Origin of the sequence: Mesorhizobium sp. M1142, from assembly GCF_040318565.1 — a bacterium.
GTDB lineage: Bacteria > Pseudomonadota > Alphaproteobacteria > Rhizobiales > Rhizobiaceae > Mesorhizobium.
Genome location: NZ_JAMYMK010000007.1, coordinates 109,452 through 134,956, shown reverse-complemented (window position 1 = coordinate 134,956; position 25,505 = coordinate 109,452). Strand labels below are relative to the sequence as shown.

26 protein-coding genes are annotated in these 25,505 nt (G+C 62.2%); 13 read left to right on the top strand and 13 right to left on the bottom strand.

What is annotated here, in order from left to right; all coding sequences use genetic code 11:
- Positions 1-345 precede the first annotated feature (345 nt).
- From NKH42_RS14005 to NKH42_RS13990, 4 genes are all read right to left on the bottom strand, one after another.
- A complete protein-coding gene (locus NKH42_RS14005) occupies positions 346-1,599 on the bottom strand; it encodes a L,D-transpeptidase family protein (protein ID WP_352477160.1) in 1,254 nt (417 codons plus the stop codon).
- Between the two features lie 353 nt (positions 1,600-1,952).
- Positions 1,953-2,468 (bottom strand): transcriptional regulator LdtR, encoded by a 516-nt coding sequence (gene ldtR, locus NKH42_RS14000; RefSeq protein WP_023674486.1) that lies wholly within the window; start codon positions 2,466-2,468, stop codon positions 1,953-1,955.
- A gap of 202 nt (positions 2,469-2,670) precedes the next feature.
- A complete protein-coding gene (locus NKH42_RS13995) occupies positions 2,671-3,093 on the bottom strand; it encodes a DUF6163 family protein (RefSeq protein ID WP_352751617.1) in 423 nt (140 codons plus the stop codon).
- Positions 3,090-4,133: an enoyl-CoA hydratase/isomerase family protein gene (locus tag NKH42_RS13990; protein WP_352751618.1), complete on the bottom strand. Its 1,044-nt coding sequence runs from the start codon at positions 4,131-4,133 to the stop codon at positions 3,090-3,092. The genes NKH42_RS13995 and NKH42_RS13990 overlap by 4 nt, the downstream gene beginning before the upstream one ends.
- Positions 4,134-4,277: 144 nt before the next feature.
- On the opposite strand from NKH42_RS13990, the gene NKH42_RS13985 reads away from it, so the two are divergent.
- The 3 genes from NKH42_RS13985 (at position 4,278) to NKH42_RS13975 (ending at position 7,384) form a co-directional block, all read left to right on the top strand.
- Entirely contained in the window at positions 4,278-5,102 is an 825-nt protein-coding gene (locus NKH42_RS13985; RefSeq protein WP_352703159.1) for a DUF8605 domain-containing protein, read from the top strand.
- An 87-nt stretch (positions 5,103-5,189) separates the two neighbouring features.
- Positions 5,190-6,221, top strand: a complete 1,032-nt coding sequence (hemB, locus tag NKH42_RS13980) for a porphobilinogen synthase (RefSeq protein ID WP_352751620.1) — start codon at positions 5,190-5,192, stop codon at positions 6,219-6,221.
- 515 nt (positions 6,222-6,736) lie between these two features.
- The gene (locus tag NKH42_RS13975) at positions 6,737-7,384 is read left to right on the top strand and encodes a dihydrofolate reductase family protein (protein WP_352477155.1); all 648 of its coding nucleotides are present in this window, start codon (positions 6,737-6,739) and stop codon (positions 7,382-7,384) included.
- Positions 7,385-7,429: 45 nt separating this feature from the next.
- Here the strand turns inward: NKH42_RS13975 and NKH42_RS13970 are convergent, their stop codons facing one another.
- Positions 7,430-7,903: a polyphosphate kinase 2 family protein gene (locus tag NKH42_RS13970; RefSeq protein ID WP_352751621.1), complete on the bottom strand. Its 474-nt coding sequence runs from the start codon at positions 7,901-7,903 to the stop codon at positions 7,430-7,432.
- Between the two features lie 280 nt (positions 7,904-8,183).
- On the opposite strand from NKH42_RS13970, the gene NKH42_RS13965 reads away from it, so the two are divergent.
- Positions 8,184-9,227, top strand: coding sequence for an aldo/keto reductase (locus NKH42_RS13965; RefSeq protein WP_352449292.1), 1,044 nt, complete (start codon positions 8,184-8,186; stop codon positions 9,225-9,227).
- A 113-nt stretch (positions 9,228-9,340) separates the two neighbouring features.
- The gene (locus NKH42_RS13960; protein WP_254817539.1) at positions 9,341-9,499 is read left to right on the top strand and encodes a hypothetical protein; all 159 of its coding nucleotides are present in this window, start codon (positions 9,341-9,343) and stop codon (positions 9,497-9,499) included.
- A gap of 51 nt (positions 9,500-9,550) precedes the next feature.
- On the opposite strand, the gene NKH42_RS13955 is transcribed toward NKH42_RS13960, so the two are convergent.
- Together NKH42_RS13955 and NKH42_RS13950 are read right to left on the bottom strand one after the other, a co-directional pair.
- Positions 9,551-9,808, bottom strand: a complete 258-nt coding sequence (locus NKH42_RS13955; protein ID WP_023674477.1) for a DUF982 domain-containing protein — start codon at positions 9,806-9,808, stop codon at positions 9,551-9,553.
- 97 nt (positions 9,809-9,905) lie between these two features.
- Positions 9,906-10,568 (bottom strand): GntR family transcriptional regulator, encoded by a 663-nt coding sequence (locus tag NKH42_RS13950; RefSeq protein WP_352506519.1) that lies wholly within the window; start codon positions 10,566-10,568, stop codon positions 9,906-9,908.
- A gap of 181 nt (positions 10,569-10,749) precedes the next feature.
- Between NKH42_RS13950 and NKH42_RS13945 the strand changes: the two genes are divergently transcribed.
- Together NKH42_RS13945 and NKH42_RS13940 are read left to right on the top strand one after the other, a co-directional pair.
- Positions 10,750-12,009: a multidrug efflux MFS transporter gene (locus NKH42_RS13945; RefSeq protein ID WP_352751623.1), complete on the top strand. Its 1,260-nt coding sequence runs from the start codon at positions 10,750-10,752 to the stop codon at positions 12,007-12,009.
- 53 nt (positions 12,010-12,062) lie between these two features.
- Positions 12,063-12,434: a DUF423 domain-containing protein gene (locus NKH42_RS13940; protein WP_352506521.1), complete on the top strand. Its 372-nt coding sequence runs from the start codon at positions 12,063-12,065 to the stop codon at positions 12,432-12,434.
- A 70-nt stretch (positions 12,435-12,504) separates the two neighbouring features.
- On the opposite strand, the gene NKH42_RS13935 is transcribed toward NKH42_RS13940, so the two are convergent.
- The gene (locus NKH42_RS13935) at positions 12,505-12,648 is read right to left on the bottom strand and encodes a hypothetical protein (RefSeq protein ID WP_352477145.1); all 144 of its coding nucleotides are present in this window, start codon (positions 12,646-12,648) and stop codon (positions 12,505-12,507) included.
- Between the two features lie 63 nt (positions 12,649-12,711).
- On the bottom strand, positions 12,712-12,855 hold the full coding sequence (locus tag NKH42_RS13930) for a hypothetical protein (RefSeq protein WP_352506522.1): 144 nt from the start codon (positions 12,853-12,855) through the stop codon (positions 12,712-12,714).
- Between the two features lie 164 nt (positions 12,856-13,019).
- Between NKH42_RS13930 and NKH42_RS13925 the strand changes: the two genes are divergently transcribed.
- Positions 13,020-14,102, top strand: a complete 1,083-nt coding sequence (locus NKH42_RS13925) for a LacI family DNA-binding transcriptional regulator (protein ID WP_352506523.1) — start codon at positions 13,020-13,022, stop codon at positions 14,100-14,102.
- Between the two features lie 23 nt (positions 14,103-14,125).
- Here the strand turns inward: NKH42_RS13925 and NKH42_RS13920 are convergent, their stop codons facing one another.
- Entirely contained in the window at positions 14,126-15,301 is a 1,176-nt protein-coding gene (locus NKH42_RS13920; protein ID WP_352751627.1) for an OpgC family protein, read from the bottom strand.
- Positions 15,302-15,517: 216 nt separating this feature from the next.
- On the opposite strand from NKH42_RS13920, the gene NKH42_RS13915 reads away from it, so the two are divergent.
- Positions 15,518-16,192 (top strand): alpha/beta hydrolase, encoded by a 675-nt coding sequence (locus tag NKH42_RS13915; protein ID WP_352689395.1) that lies wholly within the window; start codon positions 15,518-15,520, stop codon positions 16,190-16,192.
- Between the two features lie 9 nt (positions 16,193-16,201).
- On the opposite strand, the gene sthA is transcribed toward NKH42_RS13915, so the two are convergent.
- The gene (gene sthA / locus NKH42_RS13910; protein ID WP_352506526.1) at positions 16,202-17,590 is read right to left on the bottom strand and encodes a Si-specific NAD(P)(+) transhydrogenase; all 1,389 of its coding nucleotides are present in this window, start codon (positions 17,588-17,590) and stop codon (positions 16,202-16,204) included.
- A 210-nt stretch (positions 17,591-17,800) separates the two neighbouring features.
- On the opposite strand from sthA, the gene NKH42_RS13905 reads away from it, so the two are divergent.
- From NKH42_RS13905 to NKH42_RS13895, 3 genes are all read left to right on the top strand, one after another.
- Positions 17,801-18,271: an RDD family protein gene (locus NKH42_RS13905; RefSeq protein ID WP_352506527.1), complete on the top strand. Its 471-nt coding sequence runs from the start codon at positions 17,801-17,803 to the stop codon at positions 18,269-18,271.
- A 138-nt stretch (positions 18,272-18,409) separates the two neighbouring features.
- Entirely contained in the window at positions 18,410-19,174 is a 765-nt protein-coding gene (locus tag NKH42_RS13900) for an arginyltransferase (RefSeq protein ID WP_023717252.1), read from the top strand.
- Between the two features lie 122 nt (positions 19,175-19,296).
- Positions 19,297-20,193 (top strand): DMT family transporter, encoded by an 897-nt coding sequence (locus tag NKH42_RS13895; protein ID WP_352506528.1) that lies wholly within the window; start codon positions 19,297-19,299, stop codon positions 20,191-20,193.
- Here NKH42_RS13895 and NKH42_RS13890 read toward each other — a convergent pair.
- Together NKH42_RS13890 and parC are read right to left on the bottom strand one after the other, a co-directional pair.
- Complete coding sequence (locus tag NKH42_RS13890; protein WP_352506529.1) at positions 20,181-21,401, bottom strand: AI-2E family transporter; 1,221 nt, start codon at positions 21,399-21,401, stop codon at positions 20,181-20,183. The two genes, NKH42_RS13895 and NKH42_RS13890, sit on opposite strands and share 13 nt — an antisense overlap.
- Before the next feature lie 279 nt (positions 21,402-21,680).
- Complete coding sequence (parC, locus tag NKH42_RS13885) at positions 21,681-23,933, bottom strand: DNA topoisomerase IV subunit A (protein WP_352506530.1); 2,253 nt, start codon at positions 23,931-23,933, stop codon at positions 21,681-21,683.
- 369 nt (positions 23,934-24,302) lie between these two features.
- Between parC and NKH42_RS13880 the strand changes: the two genes are divergently transcribed.
- Positions 24,303-25,496: an aq_1923 C-terminal domain gene (locus NKH42_RS13880; protein WP_352751629.1), complete on the top strand. Its 1,194-nt coding sequence runs from the start codon at positions 24,303-24,305 to the stop codon at positions 25,494-25,496.
- The last annotated feature ends 9 nt before the right edge of the window (positions 25,497-25,505 follow it).

Here is a 25,505-nt window from a genome sequence, read left to right as displayed (position 1 = left end):
GCGCCAGAGAGACTGGCGGCCTCTATTTCCTTGCCCTGCTGAAGGGCCGGCAGGCTTCGGTGAGCGTGATCTCGGGGAACAGCGCCTGCATCGTATGGTCGTTGATCTGGCCGGCGTGATGGCGCCGCACACGCCGGCAACAGAGCCGGCGATCCGGACGCGCAGCCCGAACGGCTCGGCCTGCGCTTGTGTAATCGCGCCGAGACGCGCGTCGCGATGTCGCCGACCCAGACCCCCAGGAAGCGCAGCCCCATGCGGCGATCGGCCCAGCGAAGCTTGTCGCGAAAGACCCGGCAACGAAAAAGGCCGCCCTTCCGGCGGCCTTTTGCAAATGAACTCAGCTGCTTAGAGCGCGGATGTGATCTGCAGCTCGTTGGCTCCGTCGAGGCCGTAAATGTCGTCACGGAACTGGACCACGCCCGGCCCTGTCGACCAGGCCGAGACGTAGAGAAAATAAACCGGCACCGGATTGGTAACCTGCACCGGCATGTTCTCCCCGGTCTTGATCGCCGCCTCGAAATGCTGGCGATCCCAGCCCGGTGTGTCGCGCAGAATCCAGGTGACGAGGTCGCGCACGTTCTGAACCCGCACGCAGCCAGAGGAATCGAAGCGCATCAGCTTGCCGAACAGGCTCTGCTGCGGCGTGTCGTGCATGTAGACGCCGTCCGGGCTGGGGAAATTGATCTTGACCGAGGCCATCGCGTTGCCGGAACCGGGATCCTGGCGGAAGCGATATTTTTCGGCATCGTCGGTCGACCAGTCGACCGTCATTGGGTCGACCTCGCTGCCGTCCGGCGCGAACAGGCGGATATGGCTATCCTTGAGATAGTTGGGGTCCTTCCGCATCAGCGGAATGATGTCCTTGCGCACGATCGAGACCGGCGCGTTCCAGTACGGATTGACGATGATTTCGTTGATCTTGGAATTGACGATCGGCGTCTGGCGATCGATCTTGCCGACGATTGCGGTGTGGCGCAGCACAACGCGGTCATTCTCGACAGCCTCGATCTGCGCCGCCGGGATGTCGACCAGCACATAGCGGTTGCCAAGCGTGCCGGCCCGCTCACGCAGCCGTTGCAGATTGGTCTGCAGCTGACCAAGCCGAACCGGCGCCGACACGTTCATTGCCGCGAAAGTATATTTGCCGGTGGTTCCGTCGGCCGGCAAGCCGTGACGCAACTGGAAGCGCTTGAGCGCCGAGTCGACGTAAGAATCGAACGCTTCCGAGAGCCCGGCGCTCTGCGCCAGGTCGCCCGATATCATCAAGCGCCTGCGCAGCGGCACCACATCGGGATCCTCGACGCCAAGCTGCAGCTTCTTGGTGTCTGGAACCTGCTCCCAGCCGCCTTGCGCGACGATATTCTGATACTGCATGATCGCCTGCTCGGTGAAGGATACCGTCTGCAGGCTGAAGATCGGCAGCGTCGAGGCAACCTTGCCGCCTTCGCTGGCACGCGCATCGAATTGGTCGTCCCAATTGCCACGCGCCGAGGATTTCAGGATATCCCCGATCACATCCTGTGCACTGGCGCGGCCGGCGACCATTGCGGCTGCGAGCGCGGAGGCTCCTGAAAGAAAGAAACGGCGGCTGGTTCTCATGGATGGTCCAGACATTCTTGCTACAATTCAACCCACCGGGCGGTCTCGCCCGCACTCTAGAGTTGGCTTCTTAACAATTAGCCAACCATGGCCCGCATCACTTCGCTGTAAAAACACATGGGTGTAAAAACACATGGAAGTGACTTGAGCACAGGACAAATGCACGGCTTTGGCCCAGCATCACCCGCATCTTCGGTTCCATTCGAATATGGCGGCAACGTGGCTGTTGCTCGAATTTGGATCGGCCGGCCTGACGAAACGGGCAAGACCGGTGCTTTTCGGCACCGGTCTTTGGTCTGCTCCGCGGCAGCACTTCCGTGGTCCAGCTTCAGATCTTGCTGCGGCGGGTGCGATTACATCCGATAGGCGATGGTATCGTTCCAGAACCGATCCAGCCGCTGCAGGGCGCGGTTCATCTGCTTGAACTCTTCCGTGTTGATGCCGCCGACCTGCTCGATCGAGCCCACATGGCGTTCGTAAAGGCCGGCGACGACTTCCGCCACCTCATTGCCCTTCGGCGTCAGTGAAACCCGCACCGAACGGCGGTCGATGCGCGAGCGCTGGTGGTTGATGAAGCCGAGATCGACCAGCTTCTTTAGATTGTAGGAGACATTCGAGCCGAGATAATAGCCGCGCGAGCGCAGTTCGCCGGCGGTCAGCTCCGAATTGCCGATGTTGAACAGCAGCAGCGCCTGGATGGCGTTGATGTCGGAGCGACCGTTGCGGTCGAATTCGTCCTTGATCACATCAAGCAGACGGCGATGCAGCCGCTCGACCAGCTGCAGCGATTCCATGTACAGCGAACGGATCGCCTCGCGGCGGTCATCGGATACGTTGGCGGTCTTCGCCGCCGGACGCGAATTGATCATTGTCTTTGCCTCTCGTTTGTCGCCCGGTGATTTTTTGTTCTTCACCTTGATCGCGACACTATCGAATACTCATAAAATTCGACTTAAACGCCAAGGCTAACAAGAGCTTACCGGTAAGGGGTTTCGAAAGAGGCTTAACGGACGGTCACCCGAGCAAGGATGATTAACCTAAAGATTTAGCCAACGATCCTGGCCGGAATTGCTATCGCCGGGCTTGCCGCTTCTGGATCCAGATCACCACGCGGAACACTATGTAGAGCAGCGCCACCGCAAGGTGCGAGGCGACGATCAGCGGCCGGCGGCCGAACAAGTCGGGGAAGCCAGCATACATGACGCACTCGGTCACCGCGCAGATGAACCAGATCACCGGCCCCCAGGACGCCAGCATCCACAGGCCGGCGGCAGCGAATGGAAAAAACACCGCCAGCACCACCGCCGCCACCTGCCAGTGCACCGGCATCAGATCGAACCGCCACAACTGGCCGGGGTAAACGCCGATCAGCCGGATCCAGTGCAAGATGCCGAACAGCAGACAATAGCCGGCGATAACGCGCTGGAACCAGGCGAAGATGACCTCGATCGTCGAGGGCTGCAGCACCACGCGTCTCGAGGTGGCCTCGCTCACAGCTTCAGTTCCCGTTCGCCGAGCGGTGCGAAATAGGCATCGACGTCGGCGGCGCTGACGTCATCGATGCCTGCCGGCCGCCATTGCGGCGTCGAGCCTTTATCGATGATGGCGGCGCGGATACCTTCATAGAAGTCGTGCCCGACAAGCATACGGTTGAGGATACGGAACTCCATTTTCATGCACTCGTCCATCGACAACGTCTGCCCGGCGCTGATCTGGCGCCACGCGACATGCAGGCTGGTCGGTGAACGTGTGCGGATGGTGGCCAGCGTCTTTGCCGCGAACTCGTCGGCGATGGCTGCCCGCTCCAGGCTGGCGACCATATCGGCCAGTGACGGCTGCGCGAAATGCCGGGCGATGGCTTCCAGCGTCGGCCTGTCTGTCTCGCGTTTGGCCGGGACGAAGCAGCCGCGCAGCACCGATTCCGGGTCGCCGCTTGTCGCCAGCCGGTCGAGAAAGCCGGGCTGGTCCTCCGCCTTGATCGTATGGGTGGCGAGGCCCGACCACAAAGCATCGCCATAGCGGATGCGGTTGCCGGTCAGCGCCAGATACATGCCGAAGCTGCCGCCGAGATCCGGCAACAGATGGCTGGCGCCGACATCCGGGAAAAAGCCGATGCCGACCTCTGGCATGGCAAATTGCGCGTTCTCGGTCAGCACCCGCTGCGAGCCATGGAAGGAGATGCCGACGCCGCCGCCCATGACGATGCCGTCGATCAGGGCGACATAGGGTTTCTTGAAACGGGCGATGCGGGCGTTCAGCCGGTACTCGTCGGCGAAGAACTCGACCGGCGGTTTTCCAGCCCGGCCGGCTTCGTAGATGTGGAGGATGTCGCCGCCCGCCGAAAATGCCCTGCCCTCGGCCTTGACGACGACGACGTCGACACCATCGTCGCGTTCCCAGCTGCGCAGCGCCTTGTCCAGCGCCTTGACCATGCGGTGGGTTACGGCATTGAGCGCCTGCGGCCGCGTCAGCGTGACGACGCCGGCCCTGCCCAACCTTTCGAAGCGAATCTCGTCGCCTCCGCCAAAATCCATCGCCAGAGAATCCCTCCCGCGCCCGCCGAGAGTGAAGTGCTAATGCGTGGCGCATAGCCACGTCAATGGCAGCGCCAATCCCGCCTGCTGGCCCGTGGCCGCAGCCGGTGCTAATGCTGGCGCTTTGAACTGGAAGGTTGGACCATGCCTTGGTTGCCACGCCTTGCTGTTGTGGTGGTCGGCCTAATCGCTGCGAACACTCCTCCCGTATCGGCCGAAACCGTGGATAGTCTCTACCAATCGCAGACCATCGTCACCGGCCAGGGCGAGGTCAATCGCCAGATCGGTTTCAAGACATGTCTGGATGCGGTGCTGGTGCGTGTCTCGGGTGATCAGCGGCTGGCGAAAAAACCTGAGATGGCGGCGCTGCGCGACAAGGCCGGCAGCTTCGTTGCCGAATTCCGCTACCACGACCGCCTTGAAGGCATTCCGGTCCATGACGAACAAGGCACTCACGACCGGCCGCATGATCTCACCTGCCTGTACAAGCCCGACGCCATCGATCCGGTGCTTGCCGCGCTTGGCAGCAAGCCATGGCTGGCCGAGCGGCCACGCCTGGCGATTTTTCTGGCGGCGGAGCAAGGCACAAGGCAGTTCGCGCTGACTGCCGACGACCAGCGCGGGGCGGCGATGCGCGAATCCTTCGTTAATGCCACCGGTCCGCTGGTCATGCGGATTGTGTTTCCCGAAGCGTCGCTGCTGTCGGCCTCGAAGCTTGACGACCGGGCCCTGCGCCATGCCGATATGGCGACGCTGGACCAGCTTGCCCGAAAGGCCGGTGCCGATCAGGCGCTCGCCGGCAGCCTGATCTGGAGCGACAAGGAGTTTGGCTGGATCGCCGATTGGCGGCTTGCCATGAACGGCAAGGCTTATAAATGGCAAGTGCGCGGTGTCAGCTTCGACGAGGCATTCCGCGTCGCCATGCGGGGTGCTGCGCAGATTCTGTCGGGCAATGGTCAACCAGAATAACGCCCGACAGGACCGCTGGCACAATCGTGTCGCATTGGTCAGCAGCGAAGGCTCGTGGTAAAAGCCGCCCGGTCCGGAGTTTTGGCGATGAACAAATTCACACCTGCAAAGCCTGCCGGCGCGCGCAGCGTCGACGAGATCACCGGCAGCCGGCGGCTGCGGCGCATGCGCAAGGCCGATTGGTCGCGCCGCCTTGTCCAGGAGAACCGGCTCTCGGTCGACGATCTGATCTGGCCGATCTTCGTCGTCGACGGCAGACAAGTGCGCGAACCGATCGCCGCCATGCCCGGCGTGTACCGCCTGTCGCTCGACCTCGCCGTCAAGGAGGCTGAGCGCGCGGCCAAGCTTGGCATTCCGGCGATCGCCACTTTCCCCAATGTGGAGCTCGGCCTGCGCGATCAGACCGGTTCGCATATCCTCGATCCGGAAAACATCATCAACCGCGCCACCCGCGCCATCAAGCGGGCGGTGCCGGAGATCGGCATCATCACCGACGCGGCGCTGGACCCGTTCACCTCGCATGGCCATGACGGCATCTTGCGTGAGGGCATTATCGTCAATGATGAAACGGTGGAGCAGGTGACGGCGGCGGCCGTCATCCAGGCGGCGGCGGGGGCCGACATCATTGCCCCCTCGGACATGATGGACGGCCGGATCGGTGCCATCCGCGATGCGCTCGACGCCAATGGGTTTCAGGATGTAGCGATCATGTCCTATGCGACCAAGTTCGCATCCGCTTTTTACGGCCCCTATCGTGAGGCGGTCGGCACCGCCGGCCTGCTCAAGGGCGACAAGAAGACCTATTACATCGACCACGCCAATTCCGACGAAGCGGTGCGCGAGGCCGAGCAGGATCTAGCCGAAGGCGCCGACATGCTGATGGTCAAGCCCGGCCTGCCCTATCTCGACATCATCCGCCGGCTGAAGGACGAGTTGCAGATGCCGACCTTCGCCTATCAGGTCTCGGGCGAATATTCGATGATCAAGGCCGCCGCCGCCAATGGCTGGATCGACGGCGAAAAGGCGATGCTGGAATCGCTGCTCGCGTTCAAGCGCGCCGGCTGCGACGGGATTCTCACCTACTTTGCGCCCGAAGTAGCGGCGATGCTGAAGGGATAGGTGATCGCATCGTTTTGGAACTTTGGTGCATGGGATGGGGGCCTGTGGTAAACCTTCGGGATTGGCCGAATCCTCCCTCCCCCTCGTCATCTGGGGCGGAGCAGGAGCGAAGCTCCGTCGCGGAGACCCCAGGATCCATGCCGTGACCTGGCGGCAGTGCTCCGGCGGATCGAAAACGAACGCACCCATCCGGTTCTCCGAAAAAGTTCGGACCATTCCGGATTGGTCTTCTTGATCTCCATTCGCGTGGTTCGTCGTTCTGGGCCGCTGTGTTCTTCGGCCGATGTCACGGCATGGATCCTAGGGTCTGCGCCGCGTCGCTTCGCTCCTTGCTTCGCCCCAGGATGACGACGGGATGGTTGGTTATGGCCAATCGCCAGCGTTGGGAGATTGGCGGTTGTGGCCCAGCCGTTCATCGCTAGCCGGCGATCCAAAAACACCGCTTGCAAAATGCAATCAGTTAAGCTAACCCGATAACTGCTTGCATGTCACAATTGGTTATCGAGGAGGCTCTCATGTCCAAACTTCGCGTCAGCGCTTTCACCCTGTCGATCGACGGCTTCGGCGCCGGTCCCGACCAAGACCTGAAGAACCCGCTGGGTGTTGGCGGGGAAGCCCTGCACGGATGGATGTTTGGCACCCGCACTTTCCGCAAGATGGTCCTCGGCAAGGATGGCGGGACCACGGACACTGACGAGGCGTTCGCCGCACGCAGCTTCGAAAACGTCGGCGCATGGATCCTCGGCCGCAACATGTTTGGGCCAATCCGCGGCGAATGGCCGGATGACAGCTGGAAAGGCTGGTGGGGTGACAACCCGCCCTACCATGTGCCGGTCTTCGTGCTCACGCATCATCCGCGTGATCCGATTGTCATGGAGGGCGGCACGACCTTCTATTTCGTGACCGATGGCATCCACTCAGCGCTGCAAAAGGCGAAAGCAGCGGCTGACGGCAAGGACATAAGGCTCGGCGGCGGCGTCGCAACGATCCGGCAATATCTCCAGGAAAAGCTCATCGACGAATTGCATCTGGCGATCTCACCGGTCCTGCTGGGCGCCGGCGAGAACCTTTTTGCCGGCATCGACATGCCCAAGCTCGGCTATCGCTGCAGCGAGCAGGTCGCGACGCCGAAAGCCACGCACGTCATCATCGAGCGTACCTAGCTTGTCGCAGGGCGCCACAGAGCAGCGCCCTCCTCGCCGCTTTAGTCAGTACTTCTCCGGCACATACAGTTCGCGCGGCAGTACCTGGCGCTTGTATTCGGGATTGAAGACGCGCTCCGGCAGTGTGATCTCTTCGTGCGGCGCCTCCTCATAAGGCATCTGCTTGAGGAGTTGGTCGATGCAGTTCAGCCGTGCCCGTTTCTTGTCGTTGCCCTCGACGATGAACCACGGGGCGCCACCCTTGCCCGCCGAGTCGCGGCCCTCGAAGACCACGACGAGCTTCTTCTTGTGATAGGCGACCCAGGATTGCAGCTTGATCAATTCGGATTGCAGCGTGATGAGATTGCGAAAATACTGCAGGCGGTCGATCGATGGCGGATGCGCATTCTTGTAGATCTTGGCGATCTCCATCGACAGCGCCGGCTCCGAGATTTCCAGCTCATAATCTTCGTCGAGCGTGTCGGCGAGTTCCGCTTCCAGCCAGTCCGTGGCCGGGGAATTCTGTTTTATCTCGGTCATTTGCGCTGCTCCGCTTACAGGCCTTGCCGGCCGCTGTCAGGCGCTCTGCCGCCCGGCCCGGCGGCCGGAAGTCGAAGCGCTGGACCGATGTTAGTATAGGCCGGCAATGACGGTTTTATTGCAGCCACTACTGCGCTGGCTGTGCGTTTCAATCCGCAAGATGTGATCGAGCTTGCCCTGCGGAACGGGCGACAAGCGGAACGAATTATCCTACAAATGCCCGGTTCACTGAGGGCTGTCGTTTGCAACGCCCTTTCCCGATAAATCGTGAGGATACGACATGGAATACCGCACTCTCGGCCGTTCCGGGCTGAAGGTTTCGACCCTGACCATGGGCACCATGACGTTCGGCGGCGGCGGCGCGTTTTCGGCGGTCGGCAAGACCGATCTCGACGAGGCGCGCCGGATGATCGACCTTTGCATCGATGCCGGCGTCAATGTCATCGACACCGCCAACGTCTATTCGAACGGCGTGTCGGAAGAGATCATCGGCGAAGCGCTCGGCGGCAAGCGCAAGGGCGACGTGCTGATCGCCTCCAAGGCGCGCATGCGGATCGGCAAGGGCCCCAACGATGAAGGCTTGTCGCGCTACCATCTGATCCGCGAATGCGAGAGAAGCCTGAAGCGCCTCAGGACCGATGTCATCGACATCTATTTCCTGCACGAGTGGGATGGCCTGACACCGCTTGAGGAAACCATCGCCGCGCTCGACACGCTGGTCGCGCAGGGCAAGGTCCGTTATGTCGGCTGCTCCAATTATTCCGGCTGGCAAGTTATGAAGGGGCTGGGGATCAGCGACCGTCATCACCAGCCGCGCTTCGTCACCCAGCAGATCCACTACACGCTGGAAGCCCGCGAGGCCGAGTATGAATTGTTGCCGATCTCGGTCGACCAGGGGCTCGGCGTGCTGGTCTGGAGCCCGCTTGCCGGCGGGTTGCTGTCCGGCAAATACCACCGTGACCAGCCGACCGCCCGCCAGCTCAGCGGCTGGTCGGAACCGCCGATCCGCGACGAGGACCGGCTGTGGCGGATCGTCGACGTGCTGATCGATATCGGCAAGAACCACGGTGTGTCGGCAGCGCAAGTGGCGCTTGCCTGGCTACTCGGCCGGCCCGCTGTCAGTTCGCTGGTGATCGGCGGACGAACCGAAGCGCATTTCAAAGACAATATCGCCGCTGCAAGCCTTGTGCTTGCCGATGAGGAGCGCACACGGCTCGACGTGGTCAGCAGGCCGCCCGTGCTCTATCCCTACTGGCACCAGCAGTTCACCGCAAAGGACCGGTTCGGTCCGGCCGATCTCGTCCTCGACCGCGACGGCGCCTGAAAAGCCGGGCTCTCCGGACTGCGCCGAGATATGGAGCCCGATCGTGCCTTGCGGTGTTGTGTTTGCGGCCCAATGCTCCTAGGCAAAGGCCAAGCACAATGAAAGGAACCGATATGGCACGAGCACCGAACTACGGTCAGGAACGCAAGGAACGCGACCGGCAGAAGGCCGCCAAGAAGGCGGAGAAGCAGGCTGCCAAGGTCGCAGCCAAGGAGCGATCGAAGCCCGAGGGCGAGAGCGAGTCCCAAACCAAAACCGAAACGGCCGAGTGATGACGCCCGGCCTGTCAGGCGGTCCGGGCCTCGGTCAAATCCCGCTATGCCTCAGGCGGGCGCCTTGTCGCTGACGAAGACGTTCACTTCACGAGCGGCGGCAATGAAGGCCCGTCTTGCGTTCATGGCCGGCTTGTCGCCGGCCAGCGCATCATGACAGGCCTGCAGCGCTTCGCGGTGCTTGGGGCTGCGCTTGCCGGGCCAATTGTTGAGGAGGTAGTCGGAAGCCTCGCGGGCCGTACGCAAGAGCTGATTGCTTCCTGCCGCGCCCTTGACGGTCACGGGTGTGTCAAATCGGTTGTTTTCCATCGCCGCTCTTACGCCATCGGCATTTGCGAAGCGAGACCGAAAGTAGCATTCTTCGCTCATCTGCCCTTTTTCGTCATCAATGGCCGCGGATCCTCACTCAAGCGACGACGGCAAATCCCCGGGCGCGCAGGCCGCGCCGGTCGTTGCGCAGCGAGGTCACCAGCCGGTCGCGGCTGCCGATGATATGGGTTGAAAGCAGGCGGGCAGCGCTATCGGCATCGCCGGCCCGTACCGCCGACAGAATGGCATGGTGTTCGGCCCAGGCACGGCCAAGTGCTGCCTCGTCGCGAACCTCGAGCCAGCGGGCGCGCGACAGGCGTGTCATCGCGTCGCGAACCGCTCTGAACAGAAACTCGTTGCCGGACAGACGCGCCAACTCGATATGAAAGTCCATGCCGACGCGATGCCATTCCTCGCGCGGCGTCTTGTCGTCGCAAGAATCGAGCATCCCCTCAATGATTTCGACGGCACTCCGGTCCTGCAAGGTGCAAGTTATTCTGAGCGCCGCGACCTCGACCGCCTCGCGATAGACGGCGATCTGCTCGAGTTCGGCGAGATTAATAGGCGAGACCGTCCAGCCGCGGCCGTCGCGGCAGATCAGGCCTTCGGTCTCGAGCCGCAGCAATGCCGCCCTGACCGGCGTGCGCGAGGCGCCGAAACGGCTTTCGACCCAGCGCTCCGTCAGCCGCTCGCCGGGACCGATCTCGAGCCCGAGGATCATCTCGCGAAGCTGCTTTTCGACGTTTTGCATCTGCGACATTGGCGTTCCTTTTGTTGGAGCCGGTTCATTGGCTCTCTGTTCACCGGCCATTTGTTGCCGATCCCTTTGCAGGGGCCGCATTGACAGCGACCAGCCTTGCGTCCATGATGGATACCAATCTGGTATACCAAAATGGGATCCACAACAAGTTTTCATCCAAGCCGGCGGGACAGGACAGGACATGCCGCAAGACGCCACCCTCGCCACGCAAGGCACGCACAACGTCCACTGGCGTCGCAATCTCGCCGTGTGTTTTGCCGGCTCGTTCAGCACGCTTGTAGCGATGACGCTGCTGTTGCCCTTCCTGCCGCTGTACGTCGAGCAGTTGGGCGCCGAGGGTCACGCGGCGATCGTCCAGTGGTCGGGCATTGCCTACGGCGCCACCTTCCTTGCTGCCGCGCTGGTTGCGCCCTTGTGGGGGCGGCTAGGCGACCGCTACGGCCGCAAACTGATGCTGGTGCGTGCCAGTTTCGGCATGGCGCTGTGCATGTCGCTGACCGGCATGGTGCAGACCGTCTGGCAATTGGTGCTCCTGCGCCTGCTGATCGGCTTTGCCGGCGGCTATTCTTCGGGCTCGACCATCCTGGTTGCCATGCAGACGCCGAAGGATCGCTCTGGCTGGGCGCTGGGCGTGCTGTCGGCCGGCATAACCGCCGGTGCTCTGGTCGGTCCGCTGCTCGGCGGCGCGCTGCCGCCGCTGATTGGAATCCGCGCCACCTTCCTGCTCGCCGGCGGCGTCATTTTCCTGGCGTTTCTGGCAACCACCTTGCTGATCAGGGAGGCCCCTCGCCCGGTTGCCGTCAAGGCGGCGTCACAAGAAAAAGCGAGAGGCGGCTGGTCGCAGATTCCCGACAAGCGCCCCGTCGTCGCCATGCTGGCGACCGGCATGCTGTTGAGTTTTGCCACCATGTCGATCGAGCCGATCATCACCGTCTATGTCCAACAGCTCATCGAAGATCAGAGCCAGGTCACGCTGATCTCCGGCATCGTCATGTCCGCGGCAGCGCTCGGCGCCATCCTGTCAGCGTCGCGGCTCGGCAAGCTCGCCGACCGTATGGGCCATTGGAACGTAATCGTTGCCGCACTCGCCGTCTCGGCGCTGCTCCTGATCCCGCAGGCCTTCGTTACGCAGGGCTGGCAACTCGTCGGCCTGCGTTTCTTGATGGGCCTGGCGCTTGGCGGTCTCGTGCCCTGCATCACCAGCGTCATCCGCCACAATGTGCCAGACGGCGTCGGCGGCAATGTGCTGGGCTTGTCGATCTCGGCGCAATATGTCGGGCAGGTCGCCGGACCGTTGCTCGGCGGCTTCGTCGGCGGCCATTTCGGTATGCGCTCGGTGTTTCTCGGCACATCGGTGCTGATGGCGGGCGGAGCGGCCTATAACTGGCTGGTCCAGTCGCGCCGCGAACGCGCCATGCTGGCGGAAGCCGGCAAATCCTGACACGGTTCGCCGCACTATCTCAGGCGGTCGCCAGGAATCGCGGAGGCGTGGAAATGAGCATGGCTGAACAGACGGCGGGCAGTCGCATTCTGATTTTTGCCGGCAGCCTATGCGGCGCAACCGGCGTGGCTCTTTCGGCGGCGGCGGCACATCTCGGCGGCGCTTTCGTCGGTACGGCCGCATCCTTCCTGCTCATGCATGCGCCGGTCTTCCTTACCGTCGGGCTGCTCGGTGGCAATAGAATCCTGCGAACCGGAAGCCTCATCCTTCTCGTCGGGCTTCTGCTTTTCTCGGGAGATCTTTTGGCCCGCGACTTCCTTGGCTCGCGGCTGTTCCCGATGTCGGCGCCGATCGGCGGCACGTTGCTCATCGGCGGCTGGCTCGTGATGGCCGCCTCGGCGCTGGTACACCCGCGCCGCCATTGATGCGGCAACCAATGGCGGCCGCTGCTCTTTTCGCCAGCCGCGCTCGATCCACGAGCTCTGTCTTGCCAGCTCAGTCTTGCGGACGTTCGGGCCGGACTTGGCCGTCGCGCTTGGGCGTCTTGACTATACGCCGTCGCTCCAGCCGTTCGGTGGCCGGCGAGATGCCCCAATAATTGCGATAGATGTCTTCGAACAGATGCTTGATCGGATGCATGGCTTAATGTCCTCTAGCTTTTTGAATCGATCCAATGCGCGGGCACAAATAATAGGCCGCCGATCAGCTCCGCTTGCGCCCTACGAGGAAACGCAGGTCGCGAATCCACGGACCGGTCCTGTCGCGCCCCTTACGGACATCCGCGCCCGAGCGGATGCTCCAGTCGTTCCGGTAAATGTCCTCGAACAGATAATTGACGGGGTGCATGGCGCTCTCCTCTTGTATCGATCCAATCTGCGGATAAAAACCGCTCTTGGATCGATTCAAGAATACGCGTCACATTATAAATGTCAAGCAGAAATTTGAATCGATCCAAGGAAGATGTTAGGTAATCGGCGATACTGTTGGACAGGAGTCCTGGAGACAAACAAATGGCATCACTCACCGAAGGCGGCAGGAGGCCCATCCGGCTGGCGGACATCGCCAAGGCCGCGGGCGTATCGCACGGCACTGCCTCCAATGTCTTCAGCCGTCCCGAAATCGTGCGCGAGGAGGTCCGCGAGCGGGTCAAGGCGGCGGCCGACGCGCTGGGCTACGCCGGCCCGGATCCCAAGGGCCGCCTGCTGCGCGCCGGCAAGGTCAATGCAATCGGCGTCGCCACAACCGAGCCGCTGTCTTATTTCTTCGACGACCCGTTTGCCCGCGTGATGATGGCCGGCATCTCGGAGGCCTGCGACGCCACCGGCGCGGGAATAGCCCTCGTGTCGGCTGGCAACGAGGAAAAACTTGCCTGGAATATCCAGAGCGCCCTCGTGGACGGCTTCATCCTGTTCTGCATCGAGGGCGGTCCGCGTCTCGTTGAGCTGACGCGCGAACGAAAGCTCCCCTTCGTCGCGCTCGAGCTCGGCTCGCAGGACGACACGGTCTCCGCGATCAGTATCGACAATGTTGCCGGCGGCCGGCTCGCGGCGCGCCATCTGGCGGAACTTGGACATCGCCGCTTCGCCGTGTTGTCGCTGGCCTTCGCCGACGACAGCACCGGTCTTGTCTCGCCCGAGCAGGTCCGGACGGCGTCCTATACCGGAACCCGTGATCGCCTCCTCGGCTATTTCGAAGAGCTTTCCCGGTTTGGTGTCGACACCACCAAAGTGCCGGTCTACGAGACCGAAAACGATAAGGCGAGCACAAGGGCTGGCCTTGAAACCATCTTCGCCTCGGCGGAACCGCCGACCGCCATCCTGGCGATGTCGGACCGGATCGCAATGGTGGCATTGGAATGGCTCAACGCACGGGGCATCGCGGTTCCCCGCGATGTTTCCGTCGTCGGCTTCGACGGCGTGCCTGAAGCCGCAACTTGCGAGCCTCCGCTCACCACCATCGCCCAGCCGATCGCCGAGATCGGCCGCCGGGCAGCGCGAAGAATCCTCGACTTCGACGGCACGGTGCGGCGAGAAACGCTCGACGTCGAACTTGTCGTCAGGGCATCGTCCGGACCACCGCCAAGTACAGGCTGACTGGGGCAGATCGGCTCCAAATCTTATCTATTGGCCGCCATGGGACCGATGCCAAAGGATGGACGAACAGGCAGCGCCTCGTTGCGGACCGGCTTGCCCTTGCCGGACCAGCCGATTGCGGACAGCCACTCCAGATAAAAGGCGAGCGCGAACTGCATGGCGATGCCGGCGGCGAGCAGCAGACTGTCATAGGCAATGCCGCCCGGGTTGATCAGCTTCATCACCTGCGCCGCCATGGCAATCACCGTGCCGGCAATGAAAACCGGCAGCGAGCGTTTGCCCAATATGGCGAGCGGATTGTCGCGGCCGGTGCGGAACAGGTTCGAGACGAAAGGCAAGGCGACGACCAGATAGCTCATCGCCAGGATGTGCAGCAGCCGCGGCAACGACAGGAACGTCTTGTCGAAACCGGTCAGCACCACCGGCAGGTCGAGCCATGACACATGCCCCCACAGCGGGCTATGCACCCAGACGAGCGCCGTCAGCACATAGGCGGCCGCCGCGCCGACCAGCCATCGATTGACCGGGATGGTGCCGCCGCGCCGCACATGCAACACGCTGGCCATGCCGATATTGAACAGCAATTGCCATGACAGCGGATTGAGGAACCAGAACCCGGGCTCCGGGTAGTTCGGCGGCGCGATCTGGTAGATTCCGGCAACCAGCCAAAGGGCTGCGGACACGGCAAGCGCGGCCATTGGCCTGTAGCTGATGAACAGCAGGAAGGCCGGCGCCATCAACAGCAGCACCGCATAGACCGGCAGTATGTTGTTGTAACCGAGCTGATGGCCGAGCGTGACGACACCGACCAGGACTTGCGGCGGATTCCTGACGAGCGGCTCGATGTTGATCAGCGTCAGAAGGTCCGGCCGTTTCGCAAACACCGCCGCTGCGCAGAAGATGGCCATGACCACCATCGTCGTGACGATGTGGGTGACATAGAGCACGCCGGCGCGGCGCCACATCTTCAGCGTTGCGACCAACCGGTTTCCCGGCTGGAATCTGGTGCCGTAGGCAAGAGCGACGGACATGCCGGAGATCAGCACGAAGGCCTCGGCCGCATCCGAAAACCCGAAATTCTTGTAGGTCAGGGTTTCGAAAACTGTGCCCGGCACGTGGTCGATGAATATGGTCAGGAGGGCGAGTGCCCGGAACACGTCAATACGCGTATCGCGTTCCGGCGAAACTGGCATGGTCATCGATAAAAGGCCTTAAAGCTGGTTGTTCATGCGCGGTATGCGACCACCCGGGCGACCACCCGGCGCACACTGCTTCGAATCCCTCCCGCGGGGATTATATCGGCAAAGAAACGGACTGAAATGCGCCCGGTTCAATCAACTTTCGCGGAGCTTGAAAATATTCCGTTTTGAAGCCGGCAAATGAATGAAACATCGTGAAAACAAAAGGATGCAACTATGTCCGAAAAACCTCCGGAAGATGACTTTTTGCGGCGCGACCTGCCATTTTTTTATCGCGTTTACAGGCCCGCAGCACCAACCGGAGAGTGCCTCTTTCTGCTGCATGGATCGGGTGTCGACGAGACGACTCTGGTGCCGCTGGGGCGCCAAGTCTCGCCGCACGCCACCTTGGTGGCGGTGCGTGGCCGCATCGCCCAGGAAGACGGTTTCCGCTGGTTCAGGCGGATTTCGCCGATACGATTCGAGCAGGACAGCATCCGCAAAGAGGCGGACGCTTTCGCTGACTTCATCCCCAAGGCCGCGAAACGCCACGACCTCGATCTCGCCCGAGCCTCCTTTATCGGCTACTCCAACGGCGCCAACCTGGTTTCAAGCGTGATGCTGCTTCATCCGCGGCTGATCGTCCAAGCGGCTTTGCTGCGCCCGATGCCGGTTCTGGACGAGGTGCCGCCGGCGGATCTCAGCAACGCACGGGTGGTAATCTTATCCGGCGCCGACGACCTGATTTACCGGCCCTTCGCACTCGCGCTGGTCGGACTGCTCAGCCGGCATGGCGCCAAAGTCGAGGCCCACACCGTCGCCTCCGGCCATGAAATCGGCAATCCGGACGCCGCGATCGTCAGGCGGTGGCTGGCAGATCCTGCAGCCGCCGTTGCAACGTCAGATCGATAAGCCTCGAAGCTAGCCTCGCCCCATGCGGTTCCAGGCGTCCAGCCCGGCGATCTTGTAGGCTTCGGCCAGCGTCGGATAGTTGAAGGTGTTGTTGACGAAGAAGTCGACAGTGCCACCGAGATTGATGACCGCCTGGCCAATGTGGATGAGTTCGGTCGCGCCCTCGCCGACAATATGGGCGCCGAGCAGACGGCGTGTTTCGATCGAAAACAGAAGCTTCAGAAAGCCGGTGTTGACGCCCATGATGTGGCCGCGCGAGGTCTCGCGAAACCGCGCCACGCCGACCTCATAGGCTGCACCACTCTCGCGCACCTGCTCCTCGGACTGGCCGACAGTGGAGATTTCCGGCACGGCATATATGCCATAGGGAAAGGTTTCGGGCGGCGGCGGCAACGGCACGCCGAACGCGTGGCAGGCGGCCACCCTGCCCTGCTCCATCGAAGTCGAGGCCAGGCTCGGAAAACCAATGACGTCGCCGGCGGCATAGATGTTGGGCGCGCTTGTCTGGAACGTCTGCGGATCGACCTTGATGCGGCCCCTGGGATCGGCCTCAATGCCGACCGCTTCCAAGCCCAGGCTGCCGACATTGCCGGTACGCCCTGCAGCATAAAGCACCATCTCGGAACGTATGGTGCGGCCGTCGGCCAGCATCACCTCGGCATGATCGGGTTTCGAGGCGATCTCCTTGACGGCGCTGCCCAAGCGGATGGTCATGCCGCGGTCGCGCATCTGATGGATGAAGTCGTCGACGATCTCGCGGTCGACGAAATCCAACATGGTATTGCGCGGCTCGACCAGCGTCACCGACACGTCGAGCGCCGAAAAGATCGTTGCATATTCGACGCCGATGACGCCGGCGCCGATCACCGTCAGAGTGCGCGGCAGGCGGTCGAGCTCCAGCATCTCGTCGCTGTCGAAGATCCGTGTCTTGTCGAACGGCACGTCGCGCGGCCGGTGCGGCCGGGTGCCGACCGCGATCAGCGCATGGGCGAAGCCAACCTCGCTGTAGTCGCCGGTGTCGGTGGTCAGGCTGACCTTGTTGGGGCCGAGGAATTTTGCCGCGGCACGTGCGCTCTTGACCGTGTTGCGCATGAACTGGTGCTGCAGCACCTCGACCTCATGGTCGAGCGTCTTATGCAGGCGCTCGACCAGATCGCCAACCGAAATGTCCTGCTTGACCCGGTAGCCGCGACCGTAAAAGCCGCGCTCGCGCCAGCCTGAGAGGTTGAGCACCGTCTCGCGCAACGTCTTCGACGGGATGGTGCCGGTATGCACCGACACGCCGCCGAGGCGCCGGCCTCTGTCGACCACCAGCACCGACTTGCCGAGCTTGGCCGACTGCACCGCGGCGCGGCGCCCGGATGGGCCGCTGCCGATGACCAGCATGTCGTAGTCCATGTCGCCCCGTCCCCTCGGCTTGGCGCTTTTGTTGCGCCGCAGCAAGCTAACGCTATCCGCGCCACAAATTCAACAAGTCACAGACGGCGCCAAGTGCTCCGTCACCATCTACATGGTGGACGGCTCGATCTTGATTCCGCCGCGAACCTTCACCATTTCATCCACAAGCGGCCCCGTGCATTAACCCGGGTTCGATTACGAGGAAATGACATGAACGCTCGCGTTCTCGACGGCGAAATCATCACCAGCAGGCTCGAAGATATCAGCGCCTATGAGGGCGTACGCACGCGGCGCATTCTCGCCTTCTTCATCGATTATTTCATCGTGGCGCTGCTCACCATTCCATTCGCGATCCTGGTGTTCTTGTTCGGGCTGTTGACGCTCGGCCTCGGCTGGATGCTGTTTTCCATTCTCGTGCCAGCCGTCGCCATCCTCTACATCTGGAACACGCTCGGCAGTAAAGACCAGGCCACCACCGGCATGAAGATAATGGGCATCCGGCTCGACCGACTCGACGGCAGCCCCATCGACGGGCTGACCGCCGTCGTGCATTCGGTGCTGTTTTGGGCCGGCAATGTCATCCTTTCGCCGCTGGTCCTGCTGGTGAGCCTGTTTTCCGATCGCAAGCGCACGCTGCACGACCTGCTGCTCGGCACTGTCGTCAGCCGCAGCGGCCGCTGAGCAGACTTTTGAAGCGCGGCCGCAGCCTTTGCGCACAAATGTGAAGACGTCCAATCAACCAGGCTTTCACAATCCTGTTGAATTTTTCGGCTTCCGCGCCAAAGGTAGAGCGATTCGCAGGAGTGTTTCCAAGGCTCGATGACGCAGCACCCGACCCAGTCGCCGCAGTTCTTTCTGACCGCGCCCTCGCCATGTCCCTATCTCGAGGGCCAGTTCGAGCGCAAGGTGTTCACACACCTGGTCGGCGACAAGGCCCCGGAAATGAACGATCTGTTGACGCAGGGTGGATTCAGGCGGTCGCAGAACATCGCCTACAGGCCGGCTTGCGAGACCTGCCGCGCCTGTGTGTCGGTGCGCATCCTGGCGCAGGAATTCACCGCCAGCCGCAACATGAAACGGGTCATACAGCATAATTCGGATCTGGTCGGCGCCATGCACGACGCCGAGCCCTCCACCGAGCAGTATTCGCTGTTCCGCAGCTATCTCGACGCCCGCCATCGCCGTGGCGGCATGTCCGATATGACCGTGCTCGACTACGCCATGATGGTAGAGGATACCCATGTCGACACCAAGGTCATCGAATACCGTCGCCGCGGACCCGACAGCTTCATCACCGGCAAGGGCCAGGGCGAGCTGATCGCCGTGGCGCTCACCGACAAGATGGCCGATGGCCTGTCGATGGTCTATTCCTACTTCAACCCGGACTTCGAGGACCGCTCGCTCGGCACCTTCATGATCCTCGACCACATCGCCCGCGCCAGGGCGATGGGCCTGCCCCATGTCTACCTGGGTTACTGGGTCAACGGCTCGCGCAAGATGAATTATAAGATGCGCTTCCAGCCGCAGGAGCATCTCGGCCCGAAAGGTTGGGAACGCTACAATCACGAAGCGGTTTCGCGCTGATCTTCGCTTTCGGTATTCAGTCTTAAATTGTTTCGAGGAAGATGCCCGCTGGGCTTCCGGCCGATCGGCTGGAAACCGGGCAGGTCAATTTTGCGCCTCCAAGCCTACGCGAGAATTGCCGCATGTCTTCCCACAACGAGCACCAGAGAGGCCTTCTGATCACCGCCATCGGCGGGCTGACGCTGACGGTCGACATTCCGCTGATCCGGCTCGCCGATGGCGAGGCATGGACGATCCTGCTGTTGCGCACCGGTACGACCTTCGTCGCCACGCTCATCATCTGGGCCGTCTGGCGCTCGCTGAGCGCAAAGGCGCCGCAGCTTATCCCGGGCTGGTCAGGGCTCATCGTTGCCGCCCTCTACGGGCTCGGCTCGATCGCCTTCATCACCGGCGTCTACAGCACCTCGACCGCCAACCTCGTTTTCATCCTGGCGTTCACAACCATGTTCGCGGCCCTTTTGTCATGGCTGTTCCTGAAGGAGAGGCCACGGCCCCTGACGCTTGCAGCGCTGGCACTGATGATCGTCGGCGTGACGATCATTGTCGGCGATTCCGTTGGAACCGGACATCTCTTCGGCGACCTGATGGCGCTATGCTCGGCTTTCATGATCGCAGCGGCCATCACTATCTCGCGCGCAAGCGGCAAGGATATGGGTTTCACGGCGCTGATCGGAGTGGTCCTGCCGCTGGCCGTCGCCGCCCTGATGGTTTCCAAGGTGGGTTTTCACGTCAACGCGCCATGGTGGATCGTCTTCAACGGTGCCGTCATCATGCCGATCTCTTTCTTCTGCCTCGCCAACGGCCCGAAATACATCTCCGGGCCGGAAGTGGCGATGTTCTACCTGTTAGAAACCGTGCTGGCGCCGGTCTGGGTGTGGATGATCTTCGCCGAAGCGCCGTCGCGCTACAGCCTGATCGGCGGCGCAATCCTCATCATGACCTTGATCGGCCATTCGCTCTGGCAGTTGCACGAGGGGCGCAAGCGCCGCGCCACGTTCGCCGTCAGTCACCCGGCCTGATTCTTTTTCGCGGCGGCACGTTCGGCGACAATTTCGATCTGCGGCGGCGCGTCATCGTGCTCCGCCGGTTCGGCGGCAGCGAGCTCATCGGTCAGTTCCACTTCGCGCAGCCATTCGCGCCAGATTGCGACCAGCAGGGCCATCAGCACCGGGCCTATGAACAGGCCGAGAAAACCCATCGTCTTGACGCCGCCGATCAGGCCGAAAAAGGTTGGCAGGAAGGGCAGCTTTATCGGCCCGCCGACCAGCTTTGGGCGCAATGTCTTGTCGACGACGAAGAGTTCGACCGCGCCCCAGACGAACAGTGCCAGCCCAGCCATCGGCGAGCCGCTGGCGGCGAGATAGATCGAGACCAGCGTGAAGGACAGGGGCGCGCCGCCGGGGATCAGCGCCATGATGCCGGTCAGCGCGCCGAGCGTCACCGGCGAAGGCACGCCGGCCAACCAGTAAGCGATGCCCAGCACCAGCCCTTCGCCGATGGCGATAACGGTCATGCCGGTCACCGTCGAGGAGATCGTCGCCGGCACCACGCGTGAGATCCGTTCCCATCTGGCCGGCAGGATGCGTTCGCCGAGGCGATCGACCTGTCCGGCGAAATGCTCGCCGTCACGATAGGCGAAGAACAGCGCGATCATCATGAACAGCAGCGTCAGCAAAAGGCCGAAGGCGCTGCCGCCCGCGGCAAGCACGCCGCGGTAGATGCTGCCGATATTGGCGCCGCTGATCAGCTGGATCAGTTCGCCGATACCGCCAGGGTGGCCAACGTTGACCGTCCATTGTTCATTGAGCCATTCGCCCACCACCGGCATGGTGGCAATCCAGTGCGGCGTCGGCGCACCGTAGCGGTTGGTCTCGATCGACCAGTTGACCCATTCGCGCACCTCATTGATGGCGTAGGTGCCGGCAAGCGCGATCGGCACCACCAGGAAGGTCAGGATGAACAAGATCGCAAGCGTCGCCGCGATGGTGCGGTTGCCGCCGACGCCGGCGAGCAGCCGTCGGTAGAGCGGCCAGCTGGCGAAGGCGATCACCAGGGCGGCAAGGACCGGAAACAGGAAGCCGTGGAAGAAGTAAACGCCAGCGGCAACGATCAGCACCAGGAGCCAGCGCGCCGCCGACAGCGGCGGAATGACAGCGGCCCTGAGCGGCGTCGACAGGCCAAACAGGCGCTGCTGCCGCTCCGGCTTCTGTATCCTGACTTCCTTCAAGCGCCCAATTCTCCCTGGCCCATAGCGTCGCTTATGCACTGATATAGTGCAGCAATCGTGACGACATTCCAAATGTTTGGGTAGAGCTGCTAATCTCCCCGCTTGAGGAGGAGATGGCCGGCAGGCCAGGGGGGTCGCCGAGCGTGAGACGCCAGCCTCCTCTGTCTGCGATACGTGAGGCGCCAGTCCCCTCCGTCTGCGATAAGGGTCGTGTCTGGACGTTCCGACCCCCTCTGTCGCCTTCGGCGACATCTCCCCCTCAAGGGGGGAGATACCGCTTCACCCGAACTTCCCCGTGCGCGGGAACCCCTTCGGCACCATGCGGCCGGCCGAGGCGCGGGCGCCAATCCATTCGGCAAGCTCGTCACGCGATTTGGTAAAGGTGCGGTCTGCCGAATCCTGCCAGGACAGGCCGCTTGCGAGCGTGAAGGTCTTGAGGTCGAGGACGCCGCCGTCCTTGTACTTCTGCAGGCGCACGCCCTTGCCGCGCCCCATCTCCGGGATCTCGGCCAGCGGGAACACCAGCATCTTGCGGTTCTCGCCGACAATGGCGAGATGGTCGCCGGCGACGCTCACGCAGCGCTGGGCCTCGTCGGGCGCCTTGACGTTCATCACCTGCTTGCCCTTGCGGGTGTTGGCGACGACCTCTTCTTCCGGCACGATGAAACCGTTGCCGTCATGCGACACCAGCAGCAGCTTGCGCTTGGGATCGTGGACGAAGGCGGTGACGATATCCTGGTCGTTGTCCATGTCGACGATGATGCGGATCGGCTCGCCATGCCCACGCCCGCCGGGCAGCCGGTCGGCGCCGATCGTGTAGAACTTGCCGCCGGTGGTGAAGACCAGCACCTTGTCGGTGGTCTGGGCGTGGAAGGCGAGCTTGAGGCTGTCGCCTTCCTTGAAGGTCAGGGCCGAATGGTCGGTCAGATGACCTTTCATGGCCCTCAGCCAGCCCTTTTCCGAAACGACCACTGTGACCGGCTCGCGCTCGATCATGGCGTGGGCGATATCGGTCAGGTCATGCTCGGGTGCATCGGCGAACTCGGTGCGGCGTTTGCCGATGTCGGTCTCGGGCCCGTATTTCTGGCGAACATTGGCGACTTCCCACTTGATCGTCGCCCACTGCTTGGCGTCGGACGCAAGCAGTGCCTCGATCTGCTTCTTCTCGCCGGTCAGGCCATTGAATTCCTCGCGGATTTCGAATTCCTCGAGCTTGCGCAGCGCCCTCAGCCGCATGTTGAGGATGGCTTCAGCCTGGGTGTCGGTGAGTGACCAGCGAGCCATCATCACTTGCTTGGGCTCGTCCTCCTCGCGGATGATCCTGATCACCTCGTCGATGTTGAGGTAGGCAATCAAATAGCCGGCGAGGATCTCCAGCCGCCGCTCGATCTCGCCGAGGCGGTGCTTGGAGCGGCGGATCAAGACGTCGCGGCGGTGCTCCAGCCATTCCTTGAGCACACCTTTCAGCGACAGCACGTTCGGCACCTTGCCGCGCGACAACACGTTCATGTTGAGCGGAAAGCGGCTTTCGAGCTCGGTCAGCTTGAACAGCGATTCCATCATGATGCCGGGATCGACCGAGCGGCTCTTCGGCACCAGCACGACGCGGATGTCCTCGGCGCTCTCGTCGCGGATATCCTCGAGCAGCGGCAGCTTGCGTGCCATCAAGAGCTCGGCGATCTTCTCGATCAGCCTGGCCTTCTGGACGCCATAGGGGATTTCGGTGACGACAATGTTCCAGGTGCCCCTGCCCTGATCCTCCTGGCTCCATTTCGCCCTGACGCGAAAGCCGCCGCGGCCCGTTTCGTAGGCTTCGAGGATCGACGCTCGGCTGTCGACGATGATGCCGCCGGTCGGGAAATCCGGCCCTTGGACGAAGTCCATCAGCTTGGTGACGGGCGCATCCGGATGATCGATCAGGTGAAGCGCGGCGTCGCAAAGCTCGGCCGCATTGTGCGGCGGGATCGAGGTCGCCATGCCGACGGCAATGCCGGACGAGCCGTTGGCGAGCAGGTTCGGGAAGGCGCCGGGCAGCACCGCCGGCTCCTCGTCTTCCTCATTGTAGGTCGGGCGGAAATCGACCGCGTCCTCGGTGATGCCTTCCAAAAGCAGCGTCGACACTTCGGTCATGCGCGCTTCGGTGTAGCGCATGGCGGCGGCGTTATCGCCGTCGATATTGCCAAAATTACCCTGCCCGTCGACCAGCGGGTAGCGCATCGAAAAATCCTGCGCCAACCGCACCAACGCGTCGTAGATCGACTGGTCGCCATGCGGATGGAATTTGCCCATCACCTCGCCGACGATGCGGGCGCATTTGGCAAAACCCTGGTCGGGGTTGAGCCGCAACAAGCGCATGGCATGCATGATGCGACGATGCACTGGCTTCAATCCGTCGCGCACGTCCGGCAGCGCCCGATGCATGATGGTCGACAGCGCGTAGGCGAGATAGCGCTCTTCCAGCGCCTTCTTCAGATCGACCGGCTCGATATTGTCGCCGCCGCCACTCTCGGGCGGCAAAAGCCTTTTTCCCATGGGCTGGCACTAGCCGAGCGGGTGATTCGCGGCAAGAGGCACCAGTATGCCTCCTCCTAAAGCGCGTCGCGTTCGACCGGCCTCATGCGACGCTTTAGGTCCTTGTTTTGATGCATGTCGTCATCGCAAAACCGCTGCACACTTTGCGCGACATCCATTATGCAACGGGAATTGGGAGCGTCGCGACGCCGGCCAACATCAACCCGTTACATCCTGCTTCTATCGCAAGCCTGATGGATCGGGTTTGCCTTTAGCCGCGATTTTCGATCATTGTGCCGAGGCCCGCCTTTTTCCGGTCCAGTTCGTCGCCGAATGGTGACGACGCGACGATTTGAAAAGAATTTCAGGACACTCTCAGGGGAGCTCTCGATGACGATCAGGCACTCGACACTTATTAAAAGACTGGCTTTTTCGACCTTTTTGCTGACGCTGCCGCTGAATGCGGCATTCGCGCAGGATACCGCGGTCGCCGACCGGCTGAAGGCTGCCCTCGCCGCCCAGGGTGTCGACCTCTCCTGGACCGGAGTAACCGGCGACACCTCCAGCATGGTTCTGCAAGGCGTGGCGGTCAAACCGGCGGCCGAAAAGGAGGCGCTCAAGATCGGCGACGTCAAGCTCGAAGGGGTGACCGAAGCCAATGGTGGCTATCAAATCGCGACCGTGTCGACGTCGCCGTTCGAACATAGCGAGGATGGCGTCACGCTCAATCTCAGCCCCTTCGTCATCCACGACATGACGGTTCCGGCCGAAGGCGCAAGCGGCCCGCTGGGCTCGCTGATGATTTACAAATCGGCCGAGCTCGACAACATGACCGTCAAGGTGGCCGACAAGACCGCTTTCTCGATGGACGGGCTTGCCATCGCAATCACGCCGCCGGCCGACGGCAAGGCCTTGGCGTTTTCCGGCACCACGGAAAAATTCACTGCCGACCTGACACTGGTCGAAGATGCGAAGTCCAAGGAAGTCATCAACGCGCTCGGCTACCAGAACATATCGGGCAATCTTGAGATGGAAGGCACCTGGCAGCCTACCGACGGCAGGATGGACTTGTCGAAATACGAAATATCGGTCGACAATGCCGGCACGCTCGGCATGACCTTCGATCTCGGCGGCTACACGCTGGACGTCATCAAATCACTGCAGGAGATGCAGAAGAAGATGGCGGCGCAGCCCGAAGGCGCCGACAATTCGGCGCAAGGCATGGCCATGCTCGGGCTGCTGCAGCAGCTTTCGTTCAACAGCGCCTCGATCCGCTTCGATGATGATTCGCTGACTAAAAAGGTGCTCGATTATGCCGGCAAGCAGCAAGGCATGTCCGGCAAGGACATTGCCAACCAGGCCAAGGCGATCGTGCCCTTCGGCATGGCGCAGCTCAACAATCCGGAACTGACGGCGCAGGTTTCGGCCGCGGTCAACAAATTCCTCGACGATCCGCAAAGCATCGAGGTCTCGGCCGAGCCGCCGGCGGCGGTGCCGTTCGCGCTGATCATGGCGGGCGCCATGTCCAACCCGCTCGACCTGCCGAAAACGCTTGGCGTGACGGTTACGGCAAACGAAGACTGACCGAGATCC